Origin of the sequence: Dyella nitratireducens (assembly GCF_014642835.1) — a bacterium.
Lineage (GTDB): Bacteria > Pseudomonadota > Gammaproteobacteria > Xanthomonadales > Rhodanobacteraceae > Dyella_B > Dyella_B nitratireducens.
Genome location: NZ_BMJA01000001.1, coordinates 966,553 through 984,403, shown reverse-complemented (window position 1 = coordinate 984,403; position 17,851 = coordinate 966,553). Strand labels below are relative to the sequence as shown.

Annotated in this window: 14 protein-coding genes; 6 read left to right on the top strand and 8 right to left on the bottom strand. The window is 61.7% G+C overall.

Going from position 1 to position 17,851, the window contains the following annotated elements; translation table 11 throughout:
• The first annotated feature begins 59 nt into the window (after nt 1–59).
• From purL to IEX75_RS04610, 4 genes are all read left to right on the top strand, one after another.
• Nucleotides 60–3,920 carry a phosphoribosylformylglycinamidine synthase gene (purL, locus tag IEX75_RS04625; protein ID WP_188793055.1) on the top strand — a complete coding sequence of 1,287 codons (3,861 nt, stop codon included), beginning with the start codon at nt 60–62 and terminating at the stop codon, nt 3,918–3,920.
• Nucleotides 3,911–4,666, top strand: a complete 756-nt coding sequence (locus IEX75_RS04620) for a hypothetical protein (protein ID WP_188793054.1) — start codon at nt 3,911–3,913, stop codon at nt 4,664–4,666. Before purL ends, IEX75_RS04620 begins: the two co-directional genes overlap by 10 nt.
• A 113-nt stretch (nt 4,667–4,779) precedes the next feature.
• Nucleotides 4,780–5,646, top strand: a complete 867-nt coding sequence (locus tag IEX75_RS04615; protein ID WP_188793053.1) for a glycosyltransferase family 2 protein — start codon at nt 4,780–4,782, stop codon at nt 5,644–5,646.
• Complete coding sequence (locus tag IEX75_RS04610) at nt 5,643–6,539, top strand: DMT family transporter (protein ID WP_188793052.1); 897 nt, start codon at nt 5,643–5,645, stop codon at nt 6,537–6,539. Before IEX75_RS04615 ends, IEX75_RS04610 begins: the two co-directional genes overlap by 4 nt.
• A 59-nt stretch (nt 6,540–6,598) precedes the next feature.
• On the opposite strand, the gene IEX75_RS04605 is transcribed toward IEX75_RS04610, so the two are convergent.
• From IEX75_RS04605 to IEX75_RS04590, 4 genes are all read right to left on the bottom strand, one after another.
• A complete protein-coding gene (locus IEX75_RS04605) occupies nt 6,599–7,087 on the bottom strand; it encodes a DUF2127 domain-containing protein (RefSeq protein ID WP_188793051.1) in 489 nt (162 codons plus the stop codon).
• Nucleotides 7,088–7,479: 392 nt separating this feature from the next.
• Nucleotides 7,480–7,965 (bottom strand): DUF2127 domain-containing protein, encoded by a 486-nt coding sequence (locus IEX75_RS04600; protein WP_188793050.1) that lies wholly within the window; start codon nt 7,963–7,965, stop codon nt 7,480–7,482.
• A 124-nt stretch (nt 7,966–8,089) separates the two neighbouring features.
• Nucleotides 8,090–8,278 (bottom strand): YbdD/YjiX family protein, encoded by a 189-nt coding sequence (locus tag IEX75_RS04595; protein WP_188793049.1) that lies wholly within the window; start codon nt 8,276–8,278, stop codon nt 8,090–8,092.
• 3 nt (nt 8,279–8,281) lie between these two features.
• Nucleotides 8,282–10,366: a carbon starvation CstA family protein gene (locus tag IEX75_RS04590; protein ID WP_229720633.1), complete on the bottom strand. Its 2,085-nt coding sequence runs from the start codon at nt 10,364–10,366 to the stop codon at nt 8,282–8,284.
• Between the two features lie 182 nt (nt 10,367–10,548).
• Here IEX75_RS04590 and def point away from each other — a divergent pair, with 182 nt between their 5' ends.
• Complete coding sequence (gene def, locus IEX75_RS04585) at nt 10,549–11,088, top strand: peptide deformylase (protein WP_188793048.1); 540 nt, start codon at nt 10,549–10,551, stop codon at nt 11,086–11,088.
• Between the two features lie 4 nt (nt 11,089–11,092).
• Here the strand turns inward: def and IEX75_RS04580 are convergent, their stop codons facing one another.
• Nucleotides 11,093–12,310, bottom strand: a complete 1,218-nt coding sequence (locus tag IEX75_RS04580; RefSeq protein WP_229720632.1) for an MFS transporter — start codon at nt 12,308–12,310, stop codon at nt 11,093–11,095.
• A gap of 213 nt (nt 12,311–12,523) precedes the next feature.
• Between IEX75_RS04580 and IEX75_RS04575 the strand changes: the two genes are divergently transcribed.
• Nucleotides 12,524–13,423, top strand: a complete 900-nt coding sequence (locus IEX75_RS04575; RefSeq protein ID WP_188793046.1) for a LysR family transcriptional regulator — start codon at nt 12,524–12,526, stop codon at nt 13,421–13,423.
• Nucleotides 13,424–13,432: 9 nt separating this feature from the next.
• Here IEX75_RS04575 and IEX75_RS04570 read toward each other — a convergent pair whose 3' ends face one another.
• The 3 genes from IEX75_RS04570 to IEX75_RS04560 all read right to left on the bottom strand — a co-directional run bounded on the left by IEX75_RS04570 (nt 13,433) and on the right by IEX75_RS04560 (nt 17,842).
• Nucleotides 13,433–14,263, bottom strand: coding sequence for an undecaprenyl-diphosphate phosphatase (locus tag IEX75_RS04570; RefSeq protein WP_188793045.1), 831 nt, complete (start codon nt 14,261–14,263; stop codon nt 13,433–13,435).
• A gap of 324 nt (nt 14,264–14,587) precedes the next feature.
• Complete coding sequence (locus IEX75_RS04565) at nt 14,588–16,549, bottom strand: S1 family peptidase (protein ID WP_229720631.1); 1,962 nt, start codon at nt 16,547–16,549, stop codon at nt 14,588–14,590.
• Between the two features lie 327 nt (nt 16,550–16,876).
• Entirely contained in the window at nt 16,877–17,842 is a 966-nt protein-coding gene (locus IEX75_RS04560) for an MBL fold metallo-hydrolase (protein ID WP_188793043.1), read from the bottom strand.
• Between the last annotated feature and the right edge of the window lie 9 nt (nt 17,843–17,851).

Sequence of the window (17,851 nt, the reverse complement as noted above, 5' to 3'; positions counted from 1 at the left end):
ATAGGCGCCGCTCAGGTAGAATACGGCGCTTCTATCGCTTAGCGCCTTTTCCCCCCGCAATGATCGCACTCGACGGGCAGAGCGCCCTCTCGCCTTTTCGTCTTGACCGTCTCAATGCCCGCCTGGATGCCCTGCACCGTGGCACCCGCGTGCAGGCCTGCTGGTTTGTCTATGTCATCGATGCGGCCGCCGAGCCGGAAGGCGAGCAGCGCCAGCGCTTGCTGGAGGCGCTGGAGGCCAAGGACAGCAAGCCGGACATGGCTTCGCTGTGGGTAGTGCCGCGACTGGGCACGATTTCCCCATGGTCGAGCAAGGCCACCGATATCCTGCATGACTGCGGCTTCGACGCGCGCCGGGTCGAGCGCGGTACGGCCTATCAGGTAAGCGGCCTGCCGGCCACCGACGATGCAAGCTACCGCGACGTGCTCGGGGTGCTGCATGACGCGATGACGCAATCGGTGCTCACCCGCCTGGAGCAGGCGCAGGGCTTGTTCCTTGCCGGGCAGCCGGGCGATCTGGTGCACATCAGGTTGGGCACCGACCCGCGCGCAGCACTCGCCCGTGCCAATACCGACCTGGGCCTGGCGCTGGCCGATGACGAGATCGATTACCTGGCCGCGCGTTATGCCGAACTCGGCCGTGATCCAACCGATGCCGAACTCTTCATGTTCGCGCAGGCTAACTCCGAGCATTGCCGTCACAAGGTGTTCAACGCCAGTTGGACGCTGGATGGCGAAGCGCAGGAGAAAAGCCTGTTCGCCATGATCAAGAACACGCACCAGCATTCACCTGCCTACACGCTTTCCGCTTACAAAGACAATGCGGCCGTGATCGAAGGCCATCCCGGCAAGCGTTTCGTCTGCGGCGACGACGGTGTGTGGCGTGCAAGCGAAGAGCGCATCGAATATGCGATCAAGGTGGAAACGCACAACCATCCCACCGCGATCGCACCCTGGCCGGGTGCCGCCACTGGTGCGGGCGGCGAGATTCGCGACGAAGGTGCCACCGGCCGCGGCGCCAAGCCAAAAGCCGGCCTTACCGGTTTCTCCGTATCGGATCTGCGCATTCCTGGCTCGCCGCAACCATGGGAAGTCGAACGCCCGCTGCCGCCACGCATGGCCAGCGCGTTCGAAATCATGCGCGATGGTCCGCTCGGCGCCGCCGCCTTCAACAACGAATTCGGCCGTCCCTGCCTGGGCGGCTACTTCCGCACTTACGAGCATGAAACCGGCGAAGCCGGCGTACGTCGCGGCTATGACAAGCCGATCATGATCGCCGGCGGCCTTGCCAACATGCGCAGCGAACACGTGCAGAAGCGCGAGCTGCAGCCGGGACATGCGGTGATCGTGCTCGGCGGCCCGGCCATGCTGATTGGTTTGGGTGGTGGCGCGGCGTCGTCGATGGCATCCGGTGCGTCCAGCGCGGAACTCGACTTCGCCTCCGTGCAACGCGACAACGCGGAAATGGAGCGCCGTTGCCAGCAAGTCATCGATAGCTGCTGGTCGCTGGGCGAGCACAATCCCATTGTCAGCATCCACGACGTCGGCGCAGGCGGCTTGTCCAACGCCATCCCCGAATTGCTCAACGATGCCGGCGTAGGCGGCGAGATCGATTTGTCGAAAGTGCCCTGCGACGACCCCTCGCTCTCGCCGATGCAGGTGTGGAGCAACGAATCGCAAGAGCGTTACGTACTGGCGATCGAGCAAGAACACGTGCCGCAGTTTGAAGCATTCTGCGCACGCGAACGTTGCCCGTATGCCGTGGTCGGCACTGCCACCAAGGAGCGCGTGCTGCGTGTTACCGATCCGCGTCGCAACCTGACGGTGATCGATCTGCCGATGGATGTGCTGTTCGGCAAAGCGCCGCGCATGCATCGCGATACCAAGCACATCAAGCCGCGTATCGATTTGATTCCGGATCTCAGCGGCATCGGCATGGACGAGGCGCTGATGCGCGTGCTGCGCCTGCCGACGGTGGGCAGCAAGAGTTTTCTTATCACCATCGGCGATCGCACCGTGGGCGGCTTGTGCGCACGCGATCCGATGGTCGGCCCGTGGCAGGTGCCGGTGGCCGATTGCGCCGTGACGCTGGTGGATTTCGAAGGCTACCAGGGCGAAGCGATGGCGATAGCCGAACGCGCGCCGGTGGCGCTGCTCAACAGCGCGGCAGCTGCGCGTCTTGCCGTGGGCGAGGCCATCACCAATCTTGCCGCAGCGCCGATCGATCATTTGAACGAAGTGCGTCTTTCCGCCAACTGGATGGCGGCCGTGAATCACCCAGGCGAAGACGCTGCCTTGTTCGATGCGGTGAAGGCCGTGGGCATGGAGCTATGTCCGGAGCTGGATATTTCCATTCCGGTTGGCAAGGATTCGCTATCCATGCAAACCGTGTGGCACGACGGCGATACGCCGCAGCGCACGGTGGCGCCGGTGTCGCTGGTCATTACCGGCTTTACGCGCGTCAGTGATGTTCGTCGCACGCTTACGCCGCAATTGCGGCTCGATCGCGGCGATTCCGATCTGTGGCTGATCGATCTCGGCGCAGGCCGCGGCCGCCTCGGTGGCTCTGCGCTTACCCAGGTATTCAATCGTGGCGGCGGCATGCCGCCCGATCTGGATGACGCCAAGCGCCTGAAAGCGCTGTTCGATCTGGTGCAGGAAGCGAATCGTGCAGGCATGTTGCTGGCCTATCACGATCGCTCCGACGGCGGCGTGATCATCACGCTGCTGGAAATGGCTTTCGCCGGCCGTTGCGGCCTGGAAATTACCTTGGATGGCTGGGCCGAAGCCACGCTGCGCGCGTTGTTCAATGAAGAACTCGGCGCGGTGCTGCAAGTGGCCACGGCCAACCGCGAAGCGTTCGAGTCGTTGCTGATCAAGCATGGCCTGGCCGGCATGAGCAATCGCATCGGCCGTCCGAAGGAAAAGCTCGGCATCAAGCTTTTCCTCAACAAGGAAACGCTGTTCAAGTGGAACTGGACGCAGCTGTTCAAGGCGTGGAATGAAACCAGCCACGCGATGCAACGTCTGCGCGACAACCCCGTCAGCGCGGATGCGGAGCTGGAATGGCGTATCGACGATGCCGATGCAGGCATCAGTCCGAAGCTGACATTTGATCCGGCGGATGACATCGCCGCCCTGTACATCAACAAAGCGGCGCGTCCGCGCGTAGCGATCCTGCGCGAGCAAGGTGTGAACGGCCAGGTCGAGATGGCTGCGGCATTCACGCGCGCGGGCTTCGACGCGGTGGACGTGCACATGTCCGATCTCGCCAGCGGGCGCATCAAGCTGAGAGATTTCCGCGGCTTTGCAGCGTGCGGCGGCTTCTCCTTCGGCGACGTGCTCGGCGCTGGCCGTGGCTGGGCAGCATCGATTCTTTACAACGACATGCTGCGCGCAGAATTCAGCACCTTCTTTGCCGACAGCACCAAGTTCGCATTGGGCGTGTGCAACGGCTGCCAGATGATGAGCCAGTTGAAAGACATCATTCCTGATGCGCAGCACTGGCCGAAGTTCTTGCGTAACGCCTCCGAGCAATACGAAGCGCGCCTGGCCACGCTCGAAGTGCTGGATTCGCCCAGCATCTTCTTCAAGGGCATGAACGGCTCGCGTATTCCGGTCGTGGTGGCGCATGGCGAGGGCCGCGTCGTGTTTCCGGCGTCCTGCAGCCCTTCGAAAGCAGGCAGTGCCGTGCGCTTCGTCGACAACCGCGGCAAACCCACCGAACACTATCCGCTCAATCCCAACGGTTCGCCGGGCGGCCTCGCCGGCTTCACTGCGGCGGATGGGCGCGTGACGATCCTGATGCCGCATCCGGAGCGCGTGTTCCGCAGCGTGCAGATGAGCTGGCATCCGGATAACTGGGGCGAGGATTCGCCGTGGATGCGCATGTTCCGTAACGCAAGGGTGTGGTGCGGCTGACGTTTGCCGCACAGCGGCGTCGATGGCTGGCCTGGTTGCTGGCCATCGCCTGGGCCGTTTTGCTTGGCTTGATGCCGTGGTGGGCCGGTTTGCCGCTGTTGTCGGGATTGGCCGCCATCCAGGCGATTCAATTGCCTCGCTTGCAGCGTTATCACGGCTTCCTCCGATATGCCTTGCGGTGGGGTCTTGCCGGTTTGCTGGTCGCCGCCTATCTCGCTTTCGACAACCATAGGCTCGGCCTCACTTTGACGGCGCTCGCGGCGCTGGCTGGTTTCTCGGTGCTGGTGCTGCTCGAATCCTGGCAGGACCATAAGCCCCGGCGCAGTGCAGCCATCGCGGCAGCATCGCCGGACTGGAAAGAATTGGCGTTGGCGCCGATCGGTCCCGCCGATACCCTTATCGAATTGCAGGCGCCGTATTGGATAGCGCTGGACGGCACGTCACCGGATGCTCCCGCTGATGTGACGATGGTCGGCGCGCATAGCTGCCGGATCGGTGTAGACGCACGCATCGACCATGTCGAACCACAGGTATCGATCGCACCAGGAGCGCGTTGGCTTGCATGGCCGATGGCGGCATGGCGTGGCGTAGTGCTGTACGATCGCGCCCACGACAAGCCGTACCGGCTGCGAGATTGGCAATTGTACGGCTGGCATGCCGACGAGGCCTGGCTGAGTCGCGACGAAGAGCAGCCGCCGTTGGCGCTCTCGCATGTGTTAGGGCAGGACGTGATCGACGAGCCGTAGGTTGGGGTGCAAACCCCACCATGGTCCTGCCTCCTAGAATCACAGCGCTGGGGTTTGCACCCCAGCCTACGAGTCCACGATACGATCGCCGCACCTGAATCCATCGCCCGACCATGCCTGCACTCGATTCATCAAAACTGCAACTCAGCGTCATCATCGTTTCCGCCGACAGCGGCCCGAGCCTGCGCGACTGCGTAAGAAGCGTGCTGGCATGCACGATGCCACTCGAAGTGCTGCTGATCGACAACGCATCGTCGGATAGCATTCCGCAGGCGATCGCTCGTGCGCATGAAAGCGACCCGCGTCTCAAGGTGATCTACAACCATGCCAACCTCGGTTTCGGCCCGGCAGTCAATCGTGCCGCCGCCCAGGCACATGGCGAGACCTTGCTGATCCTCAATCCCGATTGCCTGATCGACCAGGATGCCTTGCAGCGCTTGCTGGATGTGCTCGCCAACGAGAAAAAGGTCGGCCTTGTCGGTGCGGTAGTGTGCGATGCGCAAGGTGTGCCCGATCCCGCCTCATTCCGCCGCGATCCCCTGATCAGGCGTGCACTCGCCACGCTGTTCAAGCGCAGCGGCGGGGTGAATGCGAAGGAGATTCCCGATCAGCTGGTAGAGGCGGAAGCCATTTCCGGCGCGGTCATGCTGATGCCGTTGCGCGTGTTCGAACTGCTGCACGGTTTCGACGAAACGTATTTCCTGCATTGCGAAGATCTCGATCTGTGCCGCCGTGTGCGTGATGCGGGCTGGCGCGTACTGCTGGCTGGCGATGTTCGCGTGCTGCACGGCAAAGGTGGATCGAGCCGGCATCGGCCCGTGTTCGTGAGCTATCACAAGCATCGAGGCATGTGGCGCTGGTTCCGCAAGTTCGATCCGGCTGCACGCAATCCGCTCACTGCCGCCGTGGTGTGGCTGGGCATCTGGTGCCGGTTCCTGCTGAAAATTCCTGGACAATGGGTGCGGATGGTTCGTCGATGAGTAGCCCATCGCGCATCGGTCTGCTGGCAACCCTGGGGCTGCTGGCCATGACCGCCGTGTGGGGCTCCACCTTCGTGCTGATCAAAGGCGTGGTCGATCGCATGCCGGTGGCGGATTTTCTTGCCGTGCGCTTCATCATCGCTGCCATCGCCATGTTCGGATTGTTCCATCGCCACGTAGCACGGCTGGAACGCAGGCAGCTTTGGCGTGGTATGGCACTGGGAGCGATCTATGGCTGCGGCCAGCTGCTGCAGACCTGGGGCCTGGCTCTGATCTCGCCCAGCGTCAGCGGCTTCGTAACGGGCATGTATGTGGTGTTCACGCCGATACTTGCCACCCTACTGCTGCGCCAACGCATGCCGGCCATGGTGTGGCTGGCGGTCGGCCTGGCAACGCTGGGTCTGGCGCTGCTTTCGCTCAATGGTTTTTCCGTCGATCTCGGCGTATGGCTGACGCTCGCTTCGGCCTTGCTATATGGCTTGCACATCGTGGCGCTGGGGCATTGGTCACGCGCTGACGAAGCGTTCGGCCTGTCTGCCGTGCAGATGGCGGTGATCGCGCTCGTTTGCCTGCTTGCTACCGCAGGTCATGGCGGCCCGGTGTTGCCGCCTGATCGCAATGCATGGATTGCCGTGCTCTATATGGCGCTGGTGGCTGGTGCAGGTGCGATGTTGATGCAGACCTGGGCTCAGGCGCATTTGCAGGCCACGCGTGCCGCCATCGTGATGACCACCGAGCCGGTTTTCGCGGCGGCGTTTGCCGTAGCGTTCGGTAGTGACGTGCTCACCTGGCGCATGCTGTGCGGTGGTGGCCTGGTGCTGGCTGCGATGTACCTGGTGGAGCTGATGCCACGTCGCGAGCTGCCGGCCGAAGCAATCCATCACGAGGTGTAGCGTCGCGCAACCCAACATGCTCGGCGCGAAATCGTTGGGTTACGCTGCGCTAACCCAACCTACGAGGGTTTTCGCCCGTGCGGTTGCATCGCAATGCGGACCAGGTAAATCACGATCGCGATATTGCCGATCAACGCACCCAGCTTCAGCCAGTTGAACTTGTGGAACACCTCGTACGCCTCCACCGGAATCAGCGACGCGGTGGCGATCACGGTGAACCATTCAGCCCAGTGCTTGCGCAGCCACAAGCCGATGCCTTCTGTTGCGAAGATCGCTGCGTAGCCCAGTGCCACGATACCGATGGCCATGAACTTGCTGGGCCCCATTTCCTGCAGTAATTCCACCATGCGCCAGCGCATGCCGCTGCTGTCCTGCAACGAAAGATGCTCCAGCGTGTGTACCAGGCGCTCGAAGTTTTGTTCCTGGTGCAGGCCGAACGCAACGAAGGCCACCAGGATCAGGCACAACGTTTTGATCACCTCGTAGACGGCGATCACGCGCAGGCCGAAGCCGTGTCGGGCTTCGATCTCGGAAACGGGCTTGGTCATGTGGGGGTGCCCAGGGCGATGGCTCGGGTGAAAGGGACAAGTCTAACCGCAGGTCGTTACGACAAGACGATGTCTTTGTGTGGACACGGCCTAGGGATGCTCTGATCTATTCCACGTGCCCGGCATGACGTCCAGAAGGCTCGCAGGGTGTGTTGCGCGGCGCAGGGAAGACTGGCCGTCTTGGCAAGCCGCGCGGCACAGCCTGCGGGCCTTCTGGACGTCACCCCTTCATATCATTCAAAAAGTTAGGGCCACACTGTATGCGCGCCTCGCTTCGCCCCGCCGTCTCGACATACAACCAGTATGCCTTCACCGTCGGTGCAAACCGAGGCGCGCATACAGTGTGGTGGCGGGTACGTGGAATAGATCAGAGCATCCCTAGATAAACAAAATTAAAGCTTGCGTCCGTGAGGCTGCATCGCGAGGCGAATCAAATAGATCACGATCACGATGTTGCCAATCAACGCACCCAGCTTCAGCCAGCTGAACTTGTGGAACATTTCGTACGCCTCCACCGGGATCAGCGATCCGGTGGCGATCACGGTGAACCATTCTGCCCAGTGCTTGCGTAGCCACAGGCCCGTGCCTTCGGTCGCGAAAATCGCCGCATAGGCCAGCGCCACGATGCCTGCAGCCATGAACTTGCTAGGTCCCCATTGCTGCAGCAAACCGACCAGGCGCCAGCGCATGCCGCTGCTGTCCTGCAATGACAGATGCTCCAGTGCGTGCACCAGGTGTTCGAAGTTCTGTTCCTTGTGCAGGCCGAACGCGACGAAGGCCACAAAGATCAGGCTCACCGATTTGATTGCCTTGTAGATGGCGATGACGCGCAAGCCCAAACTGTGCCGGCGTTCGATCTCGGAAACGGGCTTGGTCATGCGAGGGCGCCCAGGGCCATGGTTCGGGTGAACAGAAACAGTTTAATCGCGGGTAGAAATAACAAGGCCATGTCCTCTTCAATAAGGACATGGCCTTGAATTTCCAGCGTGACAAACGACAGGGTCAGCAGCAGCGCCCCCCTGTGCCCTTGTAGCGCGCCGTTTGCCGATCGCGGAAGAACTCAGCGTAAGTGGGAATTTTGCGCTCCGGATGATGGGCGCGCAGATGGGCGACGTAGACGTCATAGTCAGGTACGCCACAGCTCAGGCGGGCGGTTTGGACCAGGCGCTGCCACAGTTTCTGGAGTGTCATGGCTCAGGTACTCCCGCTTGTAACGCTGGCCAGCGCGACACGCGGTGCTTCGTGCGCCGTTGGTGCGCTGCTGCGCACGGCCTTCAGGATGGCGAAGATGCTGAAACCGAGCATCGTCAACACCAGCAGTACGAACACGGCCGTCAGCGTCGCATCTACGCTGTTGTTGGTGATGATGCGCTGCATTTCACCCAAGGATTTGGCCGGCGCCAGCAACTTGCCGGCATTCATCGCGTCCTGGTACTTCTGCGCGGAAGCAGTAAAGCTGATCGAACCGGTCAGTTTTTCGAAACCCGCTGTGAGTGTGCAGATGACCAGCCACGCCGCCGGAATGCCCGGCACCCACGCATAGCGTTCGCGCTTGAGTTTCACCGTGACGACCGTGGCGAGCATCAGCGCGATCGCTGCCAGCATCTGGTTGGCAATGCCGAACAATGGCCACAGGGTATTGATGCCGCCCAGGGGATCGACCGCACCCTGGTACAGGAAGTAACCCCACAAGGCCACACAGATCGTGGTGGCAAGCACGTTGCCGATCCACGACTCGGTGCTCTTCAGCGGCTCGTGCACCAGCCCCGCGATCTCCTGGATCATGAAGCGGCCCACGCGCGTGCCCGCATCCACCGTGGTGAGAATAAACAGTGCTTCGAACAGGATCGCGTAGTGATACCAGAACGCCACCATGCCTTCGCCGGGAAGGATGTTGTGCAGCAGCTGCGCCATGCCCACCGCCAGCGTAGGTGCGCCACCGGCACGGCTGAGGATGCTGGTTTCACCGATGTCTTTTGCGGTGCGTGTCAGCTCATCCGGCGTGACCACGAAGCCCCATTGGCTGATCACACTGGCGGCGTGGTCCACCGTGGTGCCAATCAACGCCGAAGGCGAGTTCATCGCGAAATACACGCCAGGGTGCAGCGAGGCTGCCGCGATCAAGGCCATGATCGCCACGAAGGCTTCCATCAGCATGCCGCCGTAACCCACCATGCGTGCCTCGCCTTCATTCGACAGCAGCTTCGGCGTGGTGCCCGAAGCGATGATCGAGTGCCAGCCCGACACTGAACCGCAGGCGATGGTGATGAACAGGAACGGGAACAGCTGACCCTGGAACACCGGGCCGGTGCCATCGATAAAGCGCGATACTGCCGGCAACTGCAACTGCGGTGCGGCGAAGATGATCGCGATCGCCAACAGCAGGATCGTGCCGATCTTCAGGAAGGTGGACAGGTAATCACGTGGTGCCAGCAGCAGCCACACCGGCAACACCGAGGCGACGAAGCCATAGATGATCAGCAGCCATGCCAGTGTCGCCGCATCGAAATCGAATAGCTTCGCAAGCTCCGGCGTGGTCGCAATGTGTGAACCGTAAGCAATCGACGCCAGCAACAGCACCAGGCCGATCAGTGACACTTCCAGAATGCGCCCGGGACGCAGCCAGCGCAGGTACACACCCATCAGCAGCGCGATGGGTATCGTGCAGGCGACCGAGAACGTACCCCAAGGACTGTGCGTCAGCGCCTTTACCACCACCAGCGCCAGCACCGCCAGCACGATCATCATCAGCGCCAGCAGGCCGAACATGGCCACGACGCCGGCCAATGCGCCGAGTTCCTCGCGCAGCATATGGCCCAGCGAGCGGGCATCGCGTCGTACCGAGAGGCCCAGCACCATGAAATCTTGCACCGCACCACCCAGCACCACGCCGAACAGGATCCACAAGGTGCCGGGTAGATAACCCATCTGTGCGGCCAGCACCGGACCTACCAGCGGGCCGGCGCCGGCAATCGCAGCGAAGTGGTGGCCGAACACCACCCATTTGTCGGTGGGCACGTAATCGAGCCCGTCGTTGCGCAGCACCGAAGGTGGCGCGCGGGTGGGATCCATCTGCAGCACGCGGTGCTCGATGAACTTGCCGTAGAAGCGGTAGCCGATCAGGAAGATCGCCACGGCCGCGGCCACCAGCCAGATGGCGTTGACCGGTTCGCCGCGGCGCAAGGCAATCACCGCCAGGCAGGCGGCGCCGATCATGGCGATGGCGGCCCATAGAATCCTGCCCGCCACGCTGGTCGGTCTCATTGCGATGGTAGCCATATGAGAACTCCGGATTCCTGGACTGGGCTAAGGTTCTTCCTGTCCGGGGCAGGGGTCAATACCGGATCAAGCGCATTTCATGACAGAACGGCAAGGACAAGCTGCCGGAGCAGCTTGCGTTCATGCCGTGCCGTCCGCAGTTAGACTTTCGGGCAACAAGCAATATCCCCTGCGAGGTTGGCATGATCCGCGACATTCTGAAGATGGGCGATCCGCGTCTGTTGCGCGTCGCTCCGCCCGTACCCGAAAGCATGATCGGCGGCGCCGAACTCGATGCGCTGATTGCCGATATGTTCGAAACCATGCATGCCGCCGGCGGTGTTGGGCTTGCCGCGCCACAAATCGGCGTGGACCTGCAACTGGTGATTTTTGGTTTCGATCAATCGGAGCGTTATCCGGATGCCCCGCCGGTACCGCAAACCATCCTGCTCAATCCGGTCATCACGCCGCTGTCGCAGGACATGGAGGAAGGCTGGGAGGGATGCCTTTCCGTACCGGGCTTGCGCGGTGCCGTGAATCGCTATTCGTTGATTCGCTACGAAGGCATCGATCCGAAGGGCGAGCGCATCGATCGCACGGCAGATGGCTTCCATGCACGCGTGGTGCAGCACGAATGCGATCATTTGATCGGGCGCTTGTATCCGTCGCGTATTACCGACTTCACCAAGTTCGGGTTTACCGAGGTGTTGTTCCCCGGCATGGATCCGAAAGCGGACGATTGATACGTCAGGAATCTTCGGTAGCGAGCAACACCGCGGTGCTGTGGCGGCGCATGCCATAAACCAGGGCTGCTACGGCGAACGCGATGGCCTCAAGGCAGACGCCATGCCATCCTGCACGCGCCCACACAACACCTGCCAAGGCGGAACCCAGCGCGCCGCCCATGAAGAAGATGCCGGTGAACAGTGCGTTGATTCGTCCGCGCGCTTCGGGTCGAAGCAGGTTCACCGCACGGCGCCCCAGCGCCTGGTCGGCGATGGTTCCCGCATCGAGCAGGATCGCTGCCATCACCAGCAGGCTCAGCGATAGAGCCGGGGACAGATGCGTGGTCAGCACGCCGCCGATCCAGGCCAGCGCCATGGCAAGTACGACGGCCATCCGCGCGGCGTGCGTACCTATGCGGTCAAAACCGCGGTCGCCTAGTCTTCCAGCAAACGGGGCAGCCAACGCGCCGCTCACGCCTACCAGGGCGTAGATGGCAACGCCATCCGCGCTCAGCCCGAAGGGTGCGCTCGAAAGGCGCAATACCACCGTACTCCAGAACGCGTTGAAGGCCGCAAAGCAAAGCGCCGCTGCAAAGGCACGCCGGCGTAACACGGGTTCTTCGCGCAACAAACCGGCCATGGAAGACAGCAGCGCAACATAACGGCCGGCATGCGGCGGCGACCGGCGTGGCAACATCTTTGCCAACAGGAGCGTGAGCACACCCACCGCAGCGGCCAGCACCCAATAGCTCATGCGCCATCCGAAACGCCCCGCCACAACGCTGGCAAGCGGACGCGAAAGCAATACGCCAAGGATCAATCCGCTCATGACGTTGCCGATCACCCGGCCACGCTGTGCCTCCGGCACCATCGCCGCGGCCATGGGGATCAGCATTTGAATCGCCGTCGCGGTGAAACCCGTCAAGCCGCTGGCGACAAGAAATGCAGCAGCCGGTATCGGGCAGGCGGCGAGCAACAAGGTCAACGCATTGGCGAACAACGTGGCGAGAACCAGCGAGCGGTTCTCGCACACGTCGCACAGCGGTACCAACAAGAACAACCCACACGCATAACCCAGCAGCGTCAGCGTGGATATGAGTCCCGCGACAGCCGGCGTGAGGTGGAGCGAGCGCGTCATCATGCCAATCAATGGCTGCGCCTGGTACAGGCTCAGCACGATGACCGCGGTCGCTACCGCAAACAATCGAACCGGCGCTGGCGATGCGACAGCGTTGTTCATGGCACTGTCTCGCGATACGCGGCAAGCCATTCGGGATCTTCGAACGAGCCATGCTGATGCACTTGTTTCCATACATCATCGATGGCGGCGGGAAGCAAGCTGGACATGGAAGCGCTCTCCAATGAAGGACCGGTGCTCATTTTGAGGAGCTGCGCCATTCGGGAGAATCGCCACTAAGATGGAAGCATCATTCCGAAAATCGGGAGAATCGGCATGGCCAGCCTGGATGACTACCGCGTTTTCATTGCCGTGGTGGAACAGGGCAATCTCAGTGCCGCCGCGCGGCATCTGCAGCGTTCGCTGCAGGCGGTGAGCCGCTCGTTGGCGGCATTGGAAAGCGAGCTGGGCGTGGAATTGATTCAACGCACGACGCGCCGTGCGCAGCCCAGTGATGCCGGGCTGGCATTTCATGCGCGCATCAAAACCGCGTTGGCGGATATCGATCTGGCGCGCTCGGAGCTGGCCGACCATGGTGCGCGCATCGATGGCCTGCTGCGCGTCGGCGGTTCCACCCAATTCAGTGCGCCCTACCTGGTGCCGGTAGTTGCGGCTTTCATGGAGCGCTACCCGGACGTGCACGTGGAGTTGGTGGTGGCCGATCATCGCGCCGATCTGCAGCGCGAAAAACTGGACGCTGCGGTTCGGCTCGGCGAATTACCTGCAAGCCGCCTGCACGCGCGCCAACTGGGCATGCTGCGCATGGTGACGATCGGCGCGCCTGGTTATTTCGCGCGTCACGGCTATCCGCGCACGCCGGCCGATCTGCGCAAGCACGCGTGCATCGTGCGTCGAACGGCCGAACCCGTGCCGCAACGATGGGACTATCGCCGCGGTGGTCGCAAGCAAGCCGTGGAAGTACACGGACGTTTCAGCGCCGACAACGCCGCGGCTTGTAACGCAGCGGCCATCGCCGGACTGGGCATCGGCGTGGCGGCGCTATGGCAAGTGCGAAGTTTGCTGGACCAGCGGCGACTGGAGACCGTGCTGGACGATTGGCAGCTGCCGGGGCTGCCACTGCACATCGTATGGTCGCCGTCGAAGCAGTTGCCTGCGCGCACGCGGGCATTCATCGACTTCGTGGCGGCGCGCTGGACAGTCGAACCGCCAGGATGAGCCATACGCTCAGGTTGGCTGGGGATGCAGCAAGAACCAGCCGAGGAACAACGCGCCCGCGATCACGCAGTACGTGCCGAACGACGATAGCCGCCCACGGCCTTCGAAGTAGTGCATCAGGAAGCGCAGGCTGAACCATGCCGCGATTGCCGTCAGCACGCCGCCGAGCAAGGCAGTGCCCAGTTGCTCCGGTGCCTTGAACAGTTTCGGAATTTCCAGCACACCTGCGGCGAGAATGATCGGCGTGCCGAGCAGGAAGGAAAATTCGGCAGCCTTTTCCTTGTCCAGCCCCGTGGCGGAACCGGCAATCATGGTGAGACCGCTGCGCGAGAAGCCTGGAATCAACGCACCTATCTGCGCCAGCCCAACCAGGAAGGCCTGGCGAAAATTGAGCTTCTCCGGCGCCTTGTGCTGGCGCGTACGCTCCAGGCGATCGCCCAGCCACAGCAGCACGCCGTTGGCGATCAACGCCACGGCGACGATGCGCAGGTCCTTGAACACCATCTCCAGCCGCTTTTCCAGCAACAGCCCCACCACGCAGGCGGGAATCGTGCCGATGATCAACGCCCACATCATGTGCCCTTCATCATTGTGGCGACCCGCCAACGAAGCGAAGAAGCCGCGAGTCAGCGCGATCCAGCGATGGCGGAAATAAACCAGCAGCGCCAGCGCCGTGCCCAGATGCAAGGCGACCAGAAAGGGAATCAGCTGCGGCGCATGCTTATCGATGTGCACGCCGAACAGCGCAGGAACCAATAGGGTGTGGCCAAGGCTGCTGACGGGGAAAAGCTCGGTTACGCCCTGCAGCACGCTCAAAAAAATCAGGAACCACAAGTTCACGCGTCGATCCTTATGGGGTCATGGAAATCGGGCCAGCTTGGAGGGCCGGCTGGTCATTATCGGAAATAAAGATGAGGGGAGTGCGAATGGAAGTCGACAAGTAGGCAAGATGCAGTCGTAGGCTGGGGTGCAAACCCCAACGTCGCCATGCCACTTTTCGCGCCATGTTGGGGTTTCCCCCCAACCTACGTAACGGGCGGACGTGATGCATCACATGGGGCTGAAGGTTTCAGTTGTGTGACTCAAGCTGATGCCCGGTGCAGCCAAAAGCGAGCTTCGCTTGCCGCCTCCTCCCCTGCAAGCAGGGGAGGAGGCGTTTTTGCGTCAGTGCGACTTCACCTTGAACTGCTGCGTCAACAGCTTCAGTTTCGCCTTCATCGCTTCCGGCTTGTGCGTTCCCTGAGTGGCATAGAACGCGGTGTACAACTCGGATGCTGCATCACCGTCGGGTGCCTTGATCACCGTCGCCACATCCATCTCGTCGCCATCGTTGTACGGCACACCGTCGAACGGATGCTGTTTGTGCTGCAACTTGCCCCAGGCTTCCTTGAAGTTGTCATCGAGATCAGGGCTGGGAGCGATGTGCCGCTTGATGCTGATGCGGTCGGGATCGGTGATGTTCTTGCGAATCTCGATCACGCCAGTCTGCAGCGCGAATTTGCCGTGGTCCTGGTAATAGCCGACGCCCACTGAAAGCATGTTGTCCGGTGCGATCGGTTGCAGCGTGGATGGGTAGTTGAAAGCAATGTTGCTGGAGTCGTAGCTGAGTTGCTTGCCGTAGTCGAAATTGATGTTCGCATCCTTCAACACGTCAGGCAGCAGGGATGGTTCGGCAAGGAATTCCTTCCACTGCGCGAGCGTGGCGCCGTAGTCGACATTGAAGAAATCGGTGAGCGCGGTCATGTCGGCCAGGCTGTCATGCGTGCTCATGGAAGGTGTCATACGCATCATGATGGCGTAACCATCCGGCACCGGCAGAGCAAACACGGCCATTTGCGCATTGATGTACGGCAGCGACCACACCAGCACTTTCCAGTGACGTTGCCAGTTGTCCGTATAGCTTGTGTTGCTGACTGGATTGCCCAGCGACGTGATCTTGATCCTTTCCGGGCCGACTTCGCGTGTCCAGAAGCCGGTTTTCAGGACCAGATCCATCATCTGCTTGGGATCGTTGTAGAACGTGGCCGCCTTCATGTCGTCGGGGCGGCGCAGATGCATCAGGAAGTTGTGGCCTACGTAACCGCTGGCCACGTAACCGTTGCCGCTGAGCGGCACGCGGTTGAGTTCGCGTCCCGTGTACGTCCACTGACCGCTGCGGTTGCGCACGATCAGCTCGGGAAACAGGCTCAGCTCCGGCGTGTCGTGCAGGATGTGGTTGGAGCCGGCACCGTGCGGGAACAGATCGTTGCCTTGCTGTTGCAGCAGCTCTTTCAGCTCCTTGTCACCTTGGGTGTAGAGCAGCTTCAGATACGTGCTGCTGAAATCCTCGTAGCTCGCCGGCAACGGGAACTGGGCCTTGAACGTGCCGGTCAGGGTGTCTTCCACCACGTCCAGCTGATAGGTCATGCGCTTGTCCATCACCGCCTGATTGTCCGAGGCGTTGAGCACTTCGCCGATCGGCAGCGCGTAGTTGAGGTTCTCGTTGGGCGATTTCATCAGCACGACGCCGATGACTTTGCCATCCTGATCGAGCAGCGGGCCACCGCTGTTGCCGGGCGATGCGGCGGCGGAAAAGCGCATCCATTTCCAACGGCCGTTTTCGTCTTCCGGCGTATCGGAGGTATATAGGCCGTCGCGAATCACCACGCCGGTGCCCAGCGCATTGCCTACCGCATACACCACGCTGTTCAACGCGGCCTTGGTGTTCGTGGCCAGCGCGGCATTGGCTTTGGGCTGCTCCTTCAGCGAGAACATCACGAAGTCCTGCTGCAGGGAGAATTTCTCGATTTTGTCGATGGCGTATACATGGCCGCTGGCGTCGCGCAGCGCCGGTGCACCGGTGAGATCACCCACCGCGGCGAGCAACACGTGACCCGCGGTGACGTAGTGGTTATGCCCGATCGAAAAGGCGGTGCCGACGGAAAAATATTTGTCGGTGCGTTCCTCATACGGCAGCAAATCGAACGGCAGCGGCTTTTCGTAAGTGAGTGGATCATCTACCGCGCGTGGAATCACCACTTCGAACGTGGCCGCGTTGATTTTCGATACCAGCGATGGATCGGGGCTGGCGGCATAAACGCGCTGTACCGAACCCAGCGCCAGTACGACCAACCCCACCGTCAACATTGCCCGCTGCATAAAACCGCAAGTTTTTGAGACCACGTCCCGAGCCTGCTCATTCAACGTCCGCATACGTTCCCTCTTGAGGATTCCCCGACCGGCGCAAGGGCCGATTTCCGCGGGTGATACTGACACAGTGCCGTTGGGCGGGGGAGAGCTGGAAACAGGTGCGCGGAGTGGCTTAAGACTGGCAATGTCCCAGCATTGGGAGCTAGGACGCCAGTCGTAGGTTGGGTTAGCGCAGCGTAACCCAACAATGCCGCCCGAAAATGTTGGGTTACGCTGCGCTAACCCAACCTACAGCACTGGCAAACGAGGGACAGTTCCGGACGATCAGATTTCCATCAAATCACGCCCGACGATCAGCCGACCCTTGAAGTGCGGAGCAACCGCTTCACGCCATACCTCATCGGTAAGGCTGGGGTCGCCACCCGGCACAAAGTGGTTGAGCACCAGCGTTTTCACGCCGGCCTCGGTGGCGATGCGCCCCACCTGTTCAGTGGTGGTGTGGCTGGCCAGCAAGTGCTCGCGCAGCGTCTTGGCATGGGGCTCGCTGGCGATCAGCTTGTCCAACGCCGGCAGATACATCACTTCATGCACCAGCACGTCCGCACCGTGCGCGAGTCTGACCAGGTTTTCCGAAGGCCGTGTGTCGCCGGAAAAAACGATGGAGCGATCCGGGCAGTCGAAGCGGTAGGCAAAGGCAGGTGATACCGGCGGATGCTGCACCAGTGCAGCCGTCACCTTGACGCGCTCATCCTGCATCACCACACCGCCCTGGGTGATTTCATGCGGCACAATCAGCGGTGCCAGCGGCGGGCGCCCCTCATCGGCCATCCGGATGCGGATGTCATAGTCGTTCATCTGCAGGAACAGCCGTGTCATCTCGATGAGTGGCGGCGGTCCCCAGGTATCGACCCGTGTGTGCAGCTTGGCTGCCCAGGCCAGCCACAGCAGGTTGCCGTAATCAGCGTTGTGGTCCGAATGCTGATGCGTGATGAAAACCTGCCGGATAGCGCCGAGATCCAGCCCTGCCTTCACCATCTGGCGAGCGATGCCGTTGCCGCAATCGATCACATAGATGACACCGTCGACCACGACCGCATTGGCTGGCGCGGAACGCGTCGGTTTCGGCGTGGGGCCGCCAGCCGTGCCCAGCAGAATGAGGCGCGAGCGCGACGCCGATGCGGCGCGGAGTGTGCAAGGCAAGGTTCCTATTGCAGCGGCGCCCAGCGACACGCTCGCTGCCTGCAGCCAGCGTCTTCGTTGCAGATTGATGTCACGATCGAAGTTCGGCATGGATGCGCG